The sequence below is a fragment of the Pseudomonas sp. PDNC002 genome (assembly GCF_016919445.1).
GTDB lineage: Bacteria > Pseudomonadota > Gammaproteobacteria > Pseudomonadales > Pseudomonadaceae > Pseudomonas.
Map to the genome: position 1 here is coordinate 1,598,151 of NZ_CP070356.1, position 13,461 is coordinate 1,611,611.

Consider the following 13,461-nt stretch of genomic DNA (forward strand, 5'->3'; position numbering starts at 1 on the left):
TGTTTCTCCCGGGCTCTATCAGATAGCCGCGATCAGACGGCGATGCGGTGGTCTTGCACGCCAGCGCCGCTGATCCGGTAGATGCCGATCTCACCCAACAGATTAGGCCAGATTCGCGAGGCCCAGCCATGCTGGTGCTCGTGGTCCACCGCCAGGCGGTCCAGCACCTTCGCGTGCTGCTCGTGGCAGAGCGCCTCGAAGTCGCGGAAGGTGCAGAAGTGGATGTTCGGCGTGTTGTACCAAGTGTACGGAAGGAACTCCGACACCGGCATGCGGCCATTGCGCGCGAGGTACCAGCGGCAGCGCCAGTGGCCGAAGTTGGGGAAGGTGATGATGCAGGTCTTGCCCACGCGCAGCATCTCCGCAAGCACCTTGTCCGGATAGCGCAGGGCCTGCAGCGACTGGGTCATCACCACGACGTCGAAGCTGTCGCTGGCGAAGTTGCCCAGGCCCTTGTCGAGGTCCTGTTCGATCACGTTGACGCCGCGTTCGATGCATTTGGCGATCTTTTCGGCGTCGATTTCCAGGCCGTAGCCGCCGACCTGCTTGTGGTCGCGCAGCCAGGCGAGCAACTCGCCGTCGCCGCAGCCCAGGTCGAGCACGCGGCTGCCGGCGGGGATCCAGTCTTGGATGATTTCCAGGTCGGCGCGCATGGTGTTCCTTATACGCTGATGCGTTTCATGTAGCCGTTGAAGGCTTGCAGGTAGCGTGGAATCGGCATCAGGAAGGCGTCGTGGCCTTGCGGAGCGTCGATTTCCAGGTAGCTGACGTTCTTCTTCGCCGCCAGCAGCGCATCGACGATTTCCCGCGAGCGCGCGGGGGAGAAGCGCCAGTCGGTGGTGAAGGACATCAGGCAGAAGTCCGCCTTCACCCCGGACAGGGTGCGCGCCAGGTCGTCGCCGTGGGCGGCGGCCGGGTCGAAGTAGTCCAGCGCCTTGGTCATCAGCAGGTAGGTGTTAGCGTCGAAGCGGGTGGAGAACTCCTCGCCCTGGTAGCGCAGGTAGCTTTCCACCTGGAACTCGACGCTGTGCAGGTCGTAGTTGAGCTTCTCCGACTTCATGTCGCGGCCGAACTTGGCGCCCATGGCGTCATCGGACAGGTAGGTGATGTGCCCGACCATCCGCGCCAGGCGCAGGCCGCGGCGGGGAATCACGTCGTGTTCCTGGAAGTGGCCGCCGAAGAACTCCGGGTCGGAGAGGATCGCCTGGCGCGCGACTTCGTTGAAGGCGATGTTCTGCGCCGACAGCTTGGGCGCGCTGGCGATGCACAGGCAGTGGCGCACGCGCTCGGGGTAGCTGATGGTCCACTGCAGCGCCTGCATGCCGCCCAGGCTGCCGCCGACGATGGCGGCCCAGCTCTGGATGCCCAGGCGATCGGCCAGCCGCGCCTGGCTATGTACCCAGTCTTCCACGGTGACGACGGGGAAATCCGCGCCATAGGTCTTGCCGGTGGCGGGGTTGAGGCTGGTCGGGCCGGTGGAGCCGTTGCAGCCGCCCAGGTTGTTCAGCGCGACGACGAAGAATTTGCGGGTGTCGATGGGCTTGCCCGGGCCGATACAGCTGTCCCACCAGCCTGGCTTGCGCTCGTCCTCGCTGTGATAGCCGGCGGCATGGTGGTGGCCGGAGAGGGCGTGGCAGATCAGCACGGCGTTGCTTGCCGTGGCGTTCAGCTCACCGTAGGTCTCGATCACCAGCTGGTATTCGGGCAGGGTCTTGCCGCAGGCCAGGGGCAGCGGTTCGTTGAACTGCAGCGTCTGGGGAGAGACCAGACCGACGGAATCTTCGGGGAAGACTGTTGGCATCGACCCAGCTCATGAATAAAAAGGACGGCCAGTCTAAAGAGCACCGCCCCCTGCGGCAAGCTCCGGGGGCGGCGTGGCGCGGGTTTCAGGCGCGCTGGGAGGTGGGCAGGTTGACCACTTTGGCCTGGCGTTGCAGCGGCGAGGGACGGCGCAGCTGGCGGAGGATGTCGGTGGCTTCGGTGAGCTGGGTTTCCAGCTCCTCGGTATAGCGTCCGAGCAGCAGGGAGCGTTGGCGCGCCTGCTGGGTTTCCTGGGCGAGCGACTTGAGCCGCAGCATGTGCGTCTCCAGCATCTGCTTGTGCTCCAGGCTGTACTGCATCAGCGGCATCAGGGCGTCGGCGGCCCATTGCTCGGCTTCCTCGCGCAGGCGCTGGTGCAGGCCGATGACTTCCTGGGCGACGGTGGCGAAGAAACGCCGGGTCAGGGTGCGTTGCTCGGTCAGTAGGGTTTTCAGGTGCAGACGGAAGCGGTCCGCCTTCTCCTGCAGTTTCGCCAGTTCGCGCAGGTAGCGTTCGACGCGGAACTGCGGGGCGTCCAGCGCGTTGAGCGGGTTTTCCTCGTTGTGCCGCAGATAGATGGCCGCCACCATGCGGTTGGCGGTTTCCGCCTCGTGGCCCAGGGCGACGAGATCACCCTGCACGGTGCGGAAGAACTGCAGGATCGCCTGGTTGATGCCGACGGTGGTCCAGCTGCCGCGCAGTTTCTCGTGGACCTTCTTCAGATGCTGCTCCAGGCGTTCGGCGCGCACCGCGTCGCGCAGTTGCTCGCCCTGGTGGCGCAGCAGGCGCTGGTTGGTCTTCAGGCTGAGCAGGCGCTTGTGGTGCAGGTTATGGTCGTCCTTGGTCCGCGCGGTCAGCTCGAACAGCAACTGTCCACTGTCCTGCTGCTGGTCGTTGAGCAGCGCCTGCTGCTCCTTCACCTTCTCCAGGCGCACGCGCAGGCTGTGCTGGCTGTTGTTGACCAGCGCCAGCACCTGGCCGACCACCGCGTCTTCAAGCAGCCGTTCCTTCTGCGCGACGATGCGCTCGCAGAGCAGGCTCTCCAGTGCGTCCATCTGGCTGCGCGCGAGCAGTTCGCGGTCGCCACGCACTTTGGCCAGCAGGGCCTGCTTGGCCGACAGCGGCAACACGTCGTCGCGGGCGATGCCCAGTTGGCGCGCGGTGGTGTCCTGAATCTGGCGGATGGCGTTCTGCACGAAGCTCTCGCCGGCCAGGTCATCCCACAGCACGTCAATCTTGTTCAGTACCGCGTAGAGCGTGGTGTGGCTGTCTTCGCCGAGCTGACGGATGTGGTCCTGCCAGATCGCCATGTCGGAGGCGGTGACACCGGTATCGGCGGCGAGCAGGAAGAGGATCGATTGCGCGCTGGGCAGCATCGACAGGGTCAGCTCCGGCTCGCTGCCCAGGGCGTTCAGGCCGGGCGTATCGAGGATGCGCAGGCCCTGGCGCAGCAGCGGATGGTCGAAGTTGACCAGGGCGTGGCGCCAGGCTGGCACCAGCACGATGCCGGGCTTGTCGCTCGCTTCCAGCATGTCCGGGTGGAAGCCCAGCTGGATCGCCTGCTCCACCGGCAGCGGCTTGGTCTTGGCGACCTGGGCGAAGGCCAGCGCCATGTTGGCCGGATCCGAGGTATCCAGCGGAATGTTCACCCAGTGCCGGGGGATGCGCTTGAACTGCGCCACGCTGGCTTCGGCGACGCGGGTCTCGATGGGCAGCAGGCGGATGTAGGGGCGCTCCGAACGCGGGTCGAAGAACAGCTCGGTGGGGCACATGGTGGTGCGCCCGGCCTGGGAAGGCAGCATGCGCCGGCCATAGCCCGCGAAGAACAGACTGTTGATCAGCTCGGTCTTGCCGCGCGAATACTCGCCGACGAAGGCCAGGGTGATGTGGTCGACGCGTAGCAGGCGCAGGGTGCGTTCGAGGCGGTTCTCGATTTCCGGCGTGTTCAGCCGACTGCGCTCCAGCCAACTGCGATAGCGGGTGATCTCGCGGACCAACTCGCGCTTCCAGGTGACGTAGGCATCGATCTGCTGACTGAGACGTTCCATGCTCATCCGGGCGTTCCTAGGGCTGGCGCGTCCTGCGCGGGGAATGGATGGCGTGGATTATGCGACGGAGCGTAGGAATAGCAATTGGCCTACAGCACATTCCTACTCGTAAGGTCGGCCAAGGTTACCGAGCGGCTATTCCCAGTTCCGCAGGAAGTTTCGTAGGGCGAGGGATGCGCACGCGCTTCTGGCGATTCAGCTCGCCACTTTCCAGTTTCACCGTGCTTTTCGGCACGCCAAAGGCTTTGCCGAGGAAGGCCAGCAAATGGGCGTTGGCCTTGCCTTCGACCGGCGGCGCGGTGAGGCGGATCTTCAGGCGCTCGCCGTGCAGCCCGGCGAACTCGTCGCGGCTCGCCTTGGGCTGCAGGTGGCAGTCGAGGATCAGGTCCTCGCCGTCCCAGTGATAGAACGGCATGCCGTTTACATGAACGGAGAAAGAATCTGCGGCATCCCGGTCATGGCGGCGAGGTTGCCGATCACCAGCATGTCGATCAGTTTCAGCGCGATGAACGCGAAGATCGGCGAGATATCCAGGCCGCCCAGGTTCGGCAGCAGCTTGCGGAACGGCGCCAGGAACGGCTCGCAGATCTGGTTCACCAGCTGGGCGCCGGGGTTGTAGCTGCCCGGGGCGACCCAGGAGAGGATCACGCTGATGATCAGGGCGAAGAAGAAGATCTTCAGGAACAGCGAGGTCACCGCGATGATCGACCACACCAGTAGCTGCAGGATGTAGCCGCCAACACCGTAGCCCATCAGGGTCAGGGTGATGACCATCAGCACCAGCTGGACCAGGATGGCCAGCACCAGCGAGGCGAAGTCGATGCCGCCGAAACCGGGGATGACGCGGCGCAGCGGGTTCAGCAGCGGCTTGGTGGCGCGCACGATGAACTGGCTGAGCGGGTTGTAGAAGTCGGCGCGCACCAGTTGCAGGATGAAGCGCAGCAGCACGATCAGCAGATACAGGCTGCCCAGCGTCTGGATGACATAGATGGCAGCTGTGGAAAGTCCGGTCATTGGGCGGTCCTTGATGAGCGTTGGGCACCGGCGCGCAGGGCCGGGCGAATCGGGCGGTCGGGCAACGACGGCGCTGTAACGCCATACTGTAGGGAATTCATCGTCGCCGGTCGCGTGTAAGTGTGTTTCGTCAGGTGCAAATTCAACCCCGCTTGGGCATCAGGTCGGGGCCGCTGCACGCCGGGTCGGCGGTTCTGCTCAGTCCCAGCAGGGTGAAACCGTTGGACTCCTGGCGGATGCTGACGTAGCGCTGGTTGCCTTCGGCCAATGGCTGCGGGCCGTCCAGCTCGATGTCTACCTGGAAGCGTGTGGGGTCTGCCTTGCAGCCGCGCACCGCGGTGTAGGCCAGGGTGACGTCGGTGCGCTTGTCCAGGCCGATGAGCTCGTCGCGCGCCGCCAGCGTGGCGTCCGCGCCGGCCGGGTCGGCCCAGGCTCGCGCGAGGTCTGTGTCTACCCGCAGCCATTCATCGACGAAGCCGCGGCCATTGGACGCGGCGGGCTGGATGCGCTGGAAGGTTTCACCGTCCTGGCGATAGCGGAAGATGCCCGGGCGGGTCAGCAGGTCGCCGTCCAGGCTGCCGACCTCGGCGCGCCACTCGAAGCCGTCTGGGCGGGCCTTGAGCCGCACTTCGTGTTCATCGCGGACGTAATCATGTTCGGTATGCAGCAGGGTGCGCTGGGCCTGCCCGGCCGTGGCCGGGCGGATCACTTCCACCGCCAGGTGGCTCCAGCGCGAGGTGCACCAGGGGGTGCCGTGCATCAGTGCCAGATCGCCGCTGGGCAGGCGTTCAACCATGAACAGGTCGCCATAGGCGCCGGAGATGTCCTGGTAGGGGCCGCTCTGCCAGTCCAGCGCGCGAACCCAGGTGTCGCCTTCGCGACGGTAGCCCAGCAGCAGGTTGTCGTTGCCGCAGGGGATATCGAAGCCGGCGCTGACCAGCAGCAGCGGGGAGGGCGCGTCGCTGAGGCTGACGGTGAGGGCGTCCTGCTGCTCGGGCATACCGTCGGTGGCCGGCTGCGTTGGGGCGAGCAGGTGTTCGCGCAGGTTCGCCTGCAGGGCGTCCGCGTCCGGGCTGGCCTGGGCGCAGGCGAGATGGGCATCGAATGCGGCGGCGAGGGTCTGCTTGTAGTGCGCGATGGCCTCGCCGAGCGCCGGTGACACGGTGTTGTCGGCGTCGTCGCTGAAACCGGTCTTCATGGCTTGCTGCAGCGCCTGGCGGGCGGCCAGCGCCGACTGGTCGAGGCTCTCCGGCGCCGGGCATTGCGCCGCCTGGGCGGCGGCGCTGGCCAGCAGGAAGCAGACAGCGAGTGGCAGTGCGACCTTCCCTGGCCGCCGGGCAGAGTGCGTCATTGCAATCAGCGGCCCAGTTGTTCGGCCAGCTCGGCGGAGCGGTGGTCGGCGGCACCTAGCGCTTTCTCCACCAGCGCCTCGAAGCCATTGGCCTGGAACGTCTTGATCGCCGCCTCCGTAGTGCCGTTGGGCGATGTCACGCGGCGGCGCAGTTCGGCGGGATCGACATCGCTGGTGGTAGCCATCTGCGCGGCGCCCAGGGCGGTCTGGCGGGCCAGTTGGCCGGCGACTTCGCGGGACAGGCCGAGCTTCTCGCCAGCGGCGGTCATGGCTTCCATCAGCAGGAAGAAGTACGCCGGACCGCTGCCGGAGACTGCGGTGACCGCGTCGATCTGGCGTTCCTCGTCCAGCCACAGGGCGATGCCCACGGCGCTCAGCAGTTGCTGTGCCTGATCACGCTGGGCGGCGCTGACACTGGCGTTGGGGAACAGGCCGCTGGCGCCCAGGCCGACCAGCGCAGGAGTGTTGGGCATGCAGCGGACGATGGCGCGCGGCTGACCGTTCACCTCGCCCAGCCAGCGCTCGAGGCTGGCACAGGGGATGCCTGCGGCGATGGAGACGATCAGCGCGTTCTCGGACAGTGCCGGCGCCAGCGCCAGGCAGACGTCCTTCATGACCTGCGGCTTGACCGCCAGGACCACCACGTCCGCGCCGGCCACGGCGCTGGCGTTGTCGGCGACCACGTCGATGCCGTGCTCGGCGGCGATCTTCGCGCGCTGCTCGGCGCCTGGGTCGCTGGCGCGGATGTCGCCTGCGGCGACGCCCTTGGCGCGCAGGCCACCGATGAGACTGGCGGCCATGTTGCCGGCGCCGATGAAGGCAATGCGGGTGCTGCTCATGGAGTCTCTTCCTTTATTCAGTGCGATGCGCCGTAGTCGCGGGCGCCGAACAGGGCGGTACCGATCCGCACCCAGGTGGCGCCTTCGCCGATGGCGGTTTCGAGGTCATGGCTCATGCCCATGGACAGGGTGTCCAGGCCGAGATTCAGGGCCAGCATCAGCTCGCGCAGGCGGGCGAATGCGGCGTGCTGCGCGGCAACGTCTTCGGTTGGCTCGGGGATGGCCATCAGGCCGCGCAGTTTCAAATGGGGCAATTGCGCCACCGCCTGGGCGAGGGCGGGCAGGTCTTCAGGGGAACAGCCGGATTTGCTGTCTTCGCCGCTGACGTTCACCTGCAGCAATACGTTGAGCGGCGGCAGGTTGGCCGGACGCTGTTCGGAGAGGCGCTGGGCGACCTTCAGGCGATCCACCGAGTGCACCCACTGGAAGTGCTCGGCGATGGGGCGGGTCTTGTTGGACTGGATGGGACCGATGAAATGCCAGGTCAACGGCAGGTCGGCCAGTTCGACCTGCTTGCCGAGGGCTTCCTGCAGGTAGTTCTCGCCGAAATCGGCCAGGCCGCAGGCGAACGCCTTGCGGATGTCGGCGGCGGGTTTGGTCTTGCTCACGGCGAGCAACTGCACCGAATTTGGCGTGCGATTTTTCGCTTGTTCCGCCTCACGGATTCGTACGCGAACCTTTGCAATATTCTCTGCTATCGTGGACATTACCGTCGCTTTTCCGCCCGGCTGCTGCGAGTTCTGCGGCATTCTACCTGCTTGCTCTTGATTGGGGAGTCCCATGGATATTACCGAGCTGCTCGCCTTCAGCGCCAAGCAGGGCGCTTCGGACCTGCACCTCTCGGCCGGTCTGCCGCCGATGATCCGCGTCGACGGCGATGTCCGCCGCATCAACCTGCCGCCGCTTGAGCACAAGCAGGTTCACGCGCTGATCTACGACATCATGAACGACAAGCAGCGCAAGGATTACGAAGAGTTCCTGGAAACCGACTTTTCCTTCGAAGTGCCGGGTGTGGCGCGCTTCCGGGTCAACGCCTTCAACCAGAACCGCGGCGCCGGCGCCGTGTTCCGGACCATTCCCTCCAAGGTCCTGACCATGGAAGACCTGGGAATGGGCGAAGTGTTCAAGCGCGTCTCCGACGTCCCGCGCGGCCTGGTGCTGGTCACCGGCCCGACCGGTTCGGGCAAGTCCACCTCGCTGGCGGCGATGCTCGACTACCTGAACAACACCAAGTACAGCCACATCCTCACCGTCGAAGACCCGATCGAATTCGTCCACGAATCGAAGAAGTGCCTGGTCAACCAGCGCGAGGTACACCGCGACACCCTGGGCTTCAACGAGGCACTGCGCTCGGCCCTGCGTGAAGACCCGGACATCATCCTGGTGGGCGAGATGCGCGACCTGGAGACCATCCGCCTGGCGCTGACCGCCGCGGAAACCGGCCACCTGGTGTTCGGCACCCTGCACACCACCTCCGCGGCCAAGACCATCGACCGGATCGTCGATGTGTTCCCCGCCGAGGAGAAGTCCATGGTTCGCTCCATGCTGTCCGAATCCCTGCAGGCGGTGATCTCCCAGACGCTGCTGAAGAAGATCGGCGGCGGCCGTGTCGCGGCCCACGAGATCATGATCGGCACCCCGGCGATCCGTAACCTGATCCGCGAGGACAAGGTCGCGCAGATGTATTCCTCCATCCAGACTGGCGGCGCGCTGGGCATGCAGACCCTGGACATGTGCCTGAAGGGGCTCGTCGCCAAGGGCTTGGTCACCCGCGATTCGGCGAAAGAAAAAGCCAAGATCCCGGAAAACTTCTAATCCACCGGGCCGTTCCCGGCCCGGCGCACGGAGCGCGCCACACGCACTCGCTTCGTGATCCGACAGCACTGTCGCAGTCAGCGTGAACCTGGCGAGAACGAACATGGAATTCGAGAAGCTGTTGCGCCTCATGGTGGAAAAGGGTGCCTCCGACCTCTTCATCACGGCCGGCGTGCCCCCGTCGATGAAGGTCAACGGCAAGGTGTTGCCCGTCACCAAGACCGCGCTGTCGCCGGAGCAGACCCGCGAAACCGTCCTCTCGGTGATGAATGAGCAGCAGCGCCGCGACTTCGCCGAAAACCACGAGTGCAACTTCGCCATCAGCGCGCGTGGTATCGGCCGTTTCCGGGTCAGCGCGTTCTACCAGCGCAACCTGGTGGGCATGGTGCTGCGTCGCATCGAGACCACCATCCCGACCATCGAAGACCTGAAACTGCCGGAAATCCTCAAGAAACTGGCGATGACCAAGCGCGGCCTGGTGATCTTCGTCGGCGCCACCGGCACCGGTAAGTCCACCTCGCTGGCGGCGATGATCGGCTACCGCAACAAGAACTCCACCGGGCACATCATCTCCATCGAAGACCCCATCGAGTACATCCACCAGCACCAGGGCTGCATCGTCACCCAGCGCGAGGTGGGCCTGGATACCGATACCTTCGAAGTCGCCCTGAAGAACACCCTGCGCCAGGCGCCGGACGTGATCATGATCGGCGAGGTGCGCTCGCGCGAGACCATGGACCACGCCGTGGCCTTCGCCGAAACCGGCCACCTGTGCCTGGCGACCCTGCACGCCAACAACGCCAACCAGGCGCTGGAGCGGATCATCCACTTCTTCCCGGCTGACCGTCATGGCCAGGTATGGATGGACCTCTCGCTCAACCTCAAGGCCATCGTCGCCCAGCAACTGGTGCCGACCCCGGACGGCAAGGGCCGCCGCGCGGTGATCGAGGTGCTGCTGAACACCCCGCTGGCCGCCGACCTGATCCGCAAGGGCGAGGTCCACGAGCTCAAGCCGCTGATGAAGCGCTCCACCGAGCAGGGCATGCAGACCTTCGACCAGGCCCTGTACCAGCTCTACACCCAAGGCGAGATCACCTACGAAGATGCGCTGGCCTACGCCGACTCGGCGAACGACCTGCGCCTGATGATCAAGCTGGGTTCGGAGACCGACGCCGACCACCTGACCACGATGACCCAGGGCCTGACCCTGGAGCTCAGCGACGACGACCCCAACCGCCGCTTCCGCTGACTTGAAGAGCCCGCCCAGTGCGGGCTTTTCGTTTATTCTGGCTGCCAACTATCGCAACGGGAGAAAGGCATGTCCGCCAACCCTGATACCCACAGCAAGGTCATCGGCTACCTGCTGTGGATCTTCGGCTTCACCGGTTCGCACCGCTTCTACTATGGCCGGCCGATCACCGGGACCATCTGGTTCTTCACTCTTGGCCTGTTCTTCATCGGCTGGATCATCGACCTGTTCCTCATCCCCTCCATGGATGACGCGGCGGACCAGCGCTACCGCGCCGGCGGCATCGACTACAACGTCGCCTGGATCCTGCTGACCTTCCTCGGCGTGCTCGGCGTGCACCGCATGTACATGGGCAAGTGGATCACCGGGATCATCTACCTGTTCACCGGCGGGCTGTTCCTGGTCGGCGTGCTGTACGACTTCTGGACGCTGAACAGCCAGATTTCCGAGCGCAACGGGCCACAGCGGATCTGACCCCACACCGCCATTGCTTTTGTAGGAGCGGACCTTGTCCGCGAAAACTCCGCATCGCACCGGAGATCATCGCGAACAAGGTCCGCTCCTGCGAAAAGCCGCATCGCTCTCTTTCGTCGCGCCGCCTGGCGCGAGCTCTGCCTCCCGCCTAAGGTCAGGAGGACAGTAGCAGGCGCCGCCGGGCGATCCCCATGGCGCCCAGAAGGAGTGGCTGCCATGAGCAACGAATCCCGCCCCGCCGTACTCGACCTGATCGGCAATACCCCCATGGTCCGCGTCACGCGCTTCGATACCGGACCCTGCACCCTGTTCCTCAAGCTCGAATCACAGAATCCCGGCGGCTCCATCAAGGACCGCATCGGCGTCGCCATGATCGAGGCCGCCGAGCGTGACGGCCGGCTCAAGCCCGGCGGCGTGATAGTCGAAGCCACCGCCGGCAATACGGGTTTGGGCCTGGCGCTGGTGGGCCGCGCCAAAGGCTATCGCGTGGTACTGGTGGTGCCGGACAAGATGTCCACCGAGAAGGTGCTGCACCTGCGTGCCATGGGCGCCGAGGTGCACATCACCCGCTCCGATGTCGGCAAGGGGCACCCCGAGTATTACCAGGACGTCGCCGCGCGTCTGGCCAAGGACCTGCCGAATGCGTTCTTCGCCGACCAGTTCAACAACCCCGCCAACCCACTGGCCCACGAGACCGGCACCGCCCCGGAAATCTGGGCGCAGACCGGCCATGACCTGGACGCCGTGGTGGTCGGCGTCGGTTCCGCCGGCACCCTGACCGGCCTGACCCGGTTCTTCCAGAAGGTCCAGCCGGACCTGGAAATGGTCCTGGCCGACCCGGTGGGCTCGATCATGGCCGAGTACTCGCGCTCCGGCGCTATCGGCACGCCCGGCTCCTGGGCGGTGGAAGGTATTGGCGAGGACTTCGTGCCCTCGATTGCCGACCTTTCCAGCGTGCGCCACGCCTATTCCATCAGCGACGAGGAAAGCTTCAGCACCGCCCGCGAGCTGCTGCGCAACGAAGGCATCGCCGCCGGTTCGTCCACCGGCACGCTGCTGGCCGCCGCGCTGCGTTTCTGTCGTGAGCAGACCGAGCCCAAGCGCGTGGTCAGCCTGGTCTGCGACACCGGCACACGCTACCTCTCAAAGATCTACAACGACCAGTGGATGACCGATCAGGGGCTGCTGCAGCGCAAGCGCTACGGCGACCTGCGCGACATCGTCGCGCGGCGCTTCGAGGAGGGTCGGGTGGTCAGCGTCGGCCCCGGCGACACCCTGCTCACTGCCTTCCAGCGCATGCGCCTGGCGGACATCTCACAGCTCCCCGTGCTCGACGGCCAGCGCCTGGTCGGCGTCATCGACGAGTCCGACATCCTGCTGGGCGTACATGACGACCCGGCGCATTTCCGCAGCGACGTCGCCAGCGCCATGAGCACCGCTCCGGAAACCCTGGCGCCGGGCGCCAGCCTCAAGGAGCTCGAAGCCGTGCTCGCGCGCGGACTGGTGGCGATCATCGCCGACGCCTCGGGCTTCCACGGCCTGATTACCCGATTCGACCTGCTCAACCATCTACGGAGGACCCTCGCATGAGCCAGCACGACGACCGCCTCGGTTTCGCCACCCGCGTGATCCACGCCGGGCAGGAGCCGGACCCTTCCACCGGGGCGATCATGCCGCCGATCTACGCCAACTCCACCTACCGGCAGGACAGCCCCGGCGTGCACAAGGGCCTGGACTATGGCCGCTCGCACAACCCCACGCGCTGGGCGCTGGAGCGCTGCGTGGCGGACCTGGAAGGTGGTAGCAAGGCGTTCGCCTTCGCCTCGGGGCTGGCCGCCATCTCGGCGGTGCTGGAGCTGCTCGACGCCGGCTCGCATATTATTTCCGGCAACGACCTGTACGGCGGCACCTTCCGCCTGTTCGAGCGGGTGCGCAGGCGCAGTGCCGGGCATGACTTCCACTTCGCCGACCTGTCCCAGCCCGGCGCGCTGGAAGCGGCACTCACCGACCAGACGCGCATGGTCTGGGTGGAAACCCCGAGCAACCCGCTGCTGCGCCTGACCGATCTGGCCGCCATCGCCCGCATCTGCCGCGAGCGCGGCATCCTCTGCGTGGCCGACAATACCTTCGCCAGCCCGTGGATCCAGCGGCCGCTGGAGCTGGGCTTCGACATCGTGGTGCACTCCACGACCAAGTACCTCAATGGCCACTCCGACGTCATCGGCGGCATCGCCATCGTCGGCGACAACCCCGACCTCGCCGAGCGCGTGGGTTTCCTGCAGAACTCGGTGGGCGCCATCGCCGGGCCGTTCGACGCCTTCCTCACCCTGCGCGGCGTGAAGACCCTGGCGCTGCGCATGGAGCGGCACTGCGCGAACGCCCTCGACCTGGCGAAATGGCTGGAACAGCAGCCGCAGGTGAAGCGCGTCTACTACCCCGGCCTGGCCTCGCACCCGCAACATGAGCTGGCGCGCAAACAGATGAAGGGCTTCGGCGGGATGATCTCGCTGGACCTGGATACCGACCTGGCCGGCTCGCGGCGCTTCCTGGAAAACGTCCAGCTGTTCGCCCTGGCGGAGAGCCTGGGCGGCGTGGAAAGCCTGATCGAGCACCCGGCGATCATGACCCACGCCAGCATCCCGCCGGAGAACCGCGCGGCGCTGGGGATTGGTGATTCGCTGATCCGGCTCTCGGTGGGGGTGGAAGACGTGGAGGACCTGCGCGCCGATTTGGCCAAGGCCCTGGCGATGATCTGATCCTTTCTGAGATATCCAGCTGCCTGTGAACCCCCTATCCGCGCCGAACTGTCCCCTCTCCCTTCAGGGGGAGGGCTAGGGAGGGGGAGCGTGGCCCACGGTGGAGTTGTTTGGC

At 65.8% G+C, this 13,461-nt stretch carries 13 protein-coding genes; 5 read left to right on the forward strand and 8 right to left on the reverse strand.

Annotated features, from left to right (window positions below; translation table 11 throughout):
- Positions 1-32: 32 nt before the first annotated feature.
- From metW to JVX91_RS07425, 8 genes are all read right to left on the reverse strand, one after another.
- Positions 33-653, reverse strand: a complete 621-nt coding sequence (metW, locus tag JVX91_RS07390) for a methionine biosynthesis protein MetW (protein WP_205338674.1) — start codon at positions 651-653, stop codon at positions 33-35.
- 8 nt (positions 654-661) lie between these two features.
- On the reverse strand, positions 662-1,801 hold the full coding sequence (locus JVX91_RS07395) for a homoserine O-acetyltransferase (RefSeq protein WP_205338675.1): 1,140 nt from the start codon (positions 1,799-1,801) through the stop codon (positions 662-664).
- 85 nt (positions 1,802-1,886) lie between these two features.
- Positions 1,887-3,854 carry a dynamin-like GTPase family protein gene (locus JVX91_RS07400; RefSeq protein WP_205338676.1) on the reverse strand — a complete coding sequence of 656 codons (1,968 nt, stop codon included), beginning with the start codon at positions 3,852-3,854 and terminating at the stop codon, positions 1,887-1,889.
- Positions 3,855-3,972: 118 nt separating this feature from the next.
- The gene (locus JVX91_RS07405; protein WP_205338677.1) at positions 3,973-4,263 is read right to left on the reverse strand and encodes a DUF167 domain-containing protein; all 291 of its coding nucleotides are present in this window, start codon (positions 4,261-4,263) and stop codon (positions 3,973-3,975) included.
- 5 nt (positions 4,264-4,268) lie between these two features.
- Complete coding sequence (locus JVX91_RS07410; RefSeq protein WP_081519589.1) at positions 4,269-4,862, reverse strand: YggT family protein; 594 nt, start codon at positions 4,860-4,862, stop codon at positions 4,269-4,271.
- Between the two features lie 142 nt (positions 4,863-5,004).
- Positions 5,005-6,213, reverse strand: coding sequence for a hypothetical protein (locus JVX91_RS07415; RefSeq protein ID WP_205338678.1), 1,209 nt, complete (start codon positions 6,211-6,213; stop codon positions 5,005-5,007).
- Between the two features lie 5 nt (positions 6,214-6,218).
- Positions 6,219-7,052 carry a pyrroline-5-carboxylate reductase gene (gene proC / locus JVX91_RS07420; RefSeq protein WP_205338679.1) on the reverse strand — a complete coding sequence of 278 codons (834 nt, stop codon included), beginning with the start codon at positions 7,050-7,052 and terminating at the stop codon, positions 6,219-6,221.
- Positions 7,053-7,069: 17 nt separating this feature from the next.
- On the reverse strand, positions 7,070-7,759 hold the full coding sequence (locus JVX91_RS07425) for a YggS family pyridoxal phosphate-dependent enzyme (RefSeq protein ID WP_205338680.1): 690 nt from the start codon (positions 7,757-7,759) through the stop codon (positions 7,070-7,072).
- Positions 7,760-7,832: 73 nt separating this feature from the next.
- Here JVX91_RS07425 and pilT point away from each other — a divergent pair, with 73 nt between their 5' ends.
- The 5 genes from pilT to JVX91_RS07450 all read left to right on the forward strand — a co-directional run bounded on the left by pilT (position 7,833) and on the right by JVX91_RS07450 (position 13,346).
- Positions 7,833-8,867 carry a type IV pilus twitching motility protein PilT gene (pilT, locus tag JVX91_RS07430; protein ID WP_205338681.1) on the forward strand — a complete coding sequence of 345 codons (1,035 nt, stop codon included), beginning with the start codon at positions 7,833-7,835 and terminating at the stop codon, positions 8,865-8,867.
- Between the two features lie 103 nt (positions 8,868-8,970).
- The gene (gene pilU / locus JVX91_RS07435; protein WP_205338682.1) at positions 8,971-10,116 is read left to right on the forward strand and encodes a type IV pilus ATPase PilU; all 1,146 of its coding nucleotides are present in this window, start codon (positions 8,971-8,973) and stop codon (positions 10,114-10,116) included.
- A gap of 69 nt (positions 10,117-10,185) precedes the next feature.
- Positions 10,186-10,590 (forward strand): TM2 domain-containing protein, encoded by a 405-nt coding sequence (locus JVX91_RS07440; protein WP_205338683.1) that lies wholly within the window; start codon positions 10,186-10,188, stop codon positions 10,588-10,590.
- Positions 10,591-10,806: 216 nt separating this feature from the next.
- The gene (locus JVX91_RS07445; protein ID WP_205338684.1) at positions 10,807-12,180 is read left to right on the forward strand and encodes a cystathionine beta-synthase; all 1,374 of its coding nucleotides are present in this window, start codon (positions 10,807-10,809) and stop codon (positions 12,178-12,180) included.
- Positions 12,177-13,346, forward strand: a complete 1,170-nt coding sequence (locus tag JVX91_RS07450; protein ID WP_205338685.1) for a PLP-dependent aspartate aminotransferase family protein — start codon at positions 12,177-12,179, stop codon at positions 13,344-13,346. Before JVX91_RS07445 ends, JVX91_RS07450 begins: the two co-directional genes overlap by 4 nt.
- Positions 13,347-13,461: the final 115 nt, after the last annotated feature.

Bases quoted from the DNA above. Each gene is read 5' to 3' on its own strand.
- metW (WP_205338674.1), bottom strand. From the start codon at position 653: ATGCGCGCCGACCTGGAAATCATCCAAGACTGGATCCCCGCCGGCAGC.
- JVX91_RS07395 (WP_205338675.1), bottom strand. From the start codon at position 1,801: ATGCCAACAGTCTTCCCCGAAGATTCCGTCGGTCTGGTCTCTCCCCAG.
- JVX91_RS07400 (WP_205338676.1), bottom strand. From the start codon at position 3,854: ATGAGCATGGAACGTCTCAGTCAGCAGATCGATGCCTACGTCACCTGG.
- JVX91_RS07405 (WP_205338677.1), bottom strand. From the start codon at position 4,263: ATGCCGTTCTATCACTGGGACGGCGAGGACCTGATCCTCGACTGCCAC.
- JVX91_RS07410 (WP_081519589.1), bottom strand. From the start codon at position 4,862: ATGACCGGACTTTCCACAGCTGCCATCTATGTCATCCAGACGCTGGGC.
- JVX91_RS07415 (WP_205338678.1), bottom strand. From the start codon at position 6,213: ATGACGCACTCTGCCCGGCGGCCAGGGAAGGTCGCACTGCCACTCGCT.
- proC (WP_205338679.1), bottom strand. From the start codon at position 7,052: ATGAGCAGCACCCGCATTGCCTTCATCGGCGCCGGCAACATGGCCGCC.
- JVX91_RS07425 (WP_205338680.1), bottom strand. From the start codon at position 7,759: ATGTCCACGATAGCAGAGAATATTGCAAAGGTTCGCGTACGAATCCGT.
- pilT (WP_205338681.1), top strand. From the start codon at position 7,833: ATGGATATTACCGAGCTGCTCGCCTTCAGCGCCAAGCAGGGCGCTTCG.
- pilU (WP_205338682.1), top strand. From the start codon at position 8,971: ATGGAATTCGAGAAGCTGTTGCGCCTCATGGTGGAAAAGGGTGCCTCC.
- JVX91_RS07440 (WP_205338683.1), top strand. From the start codon at position 10,186: ATGTCCGCCAACCCTGATACCCACAGCAAGGTCATCGGCTACCTGCTG.
- JVX91_RS07445 (WP_205338684.1), top strand. From the start codon at position 10,807: ATGAGCAACGAATCCCGCCCCGCCGTACTCGACCTGATCGGCAATACC.
- JVX91_RS07450 (WP_205338685.1), top strand. From the start codon at position 12,177: ATGAGCCAGCACGACGACCGCCTCGGTTTCGCCACCCGCGTGATCCAC.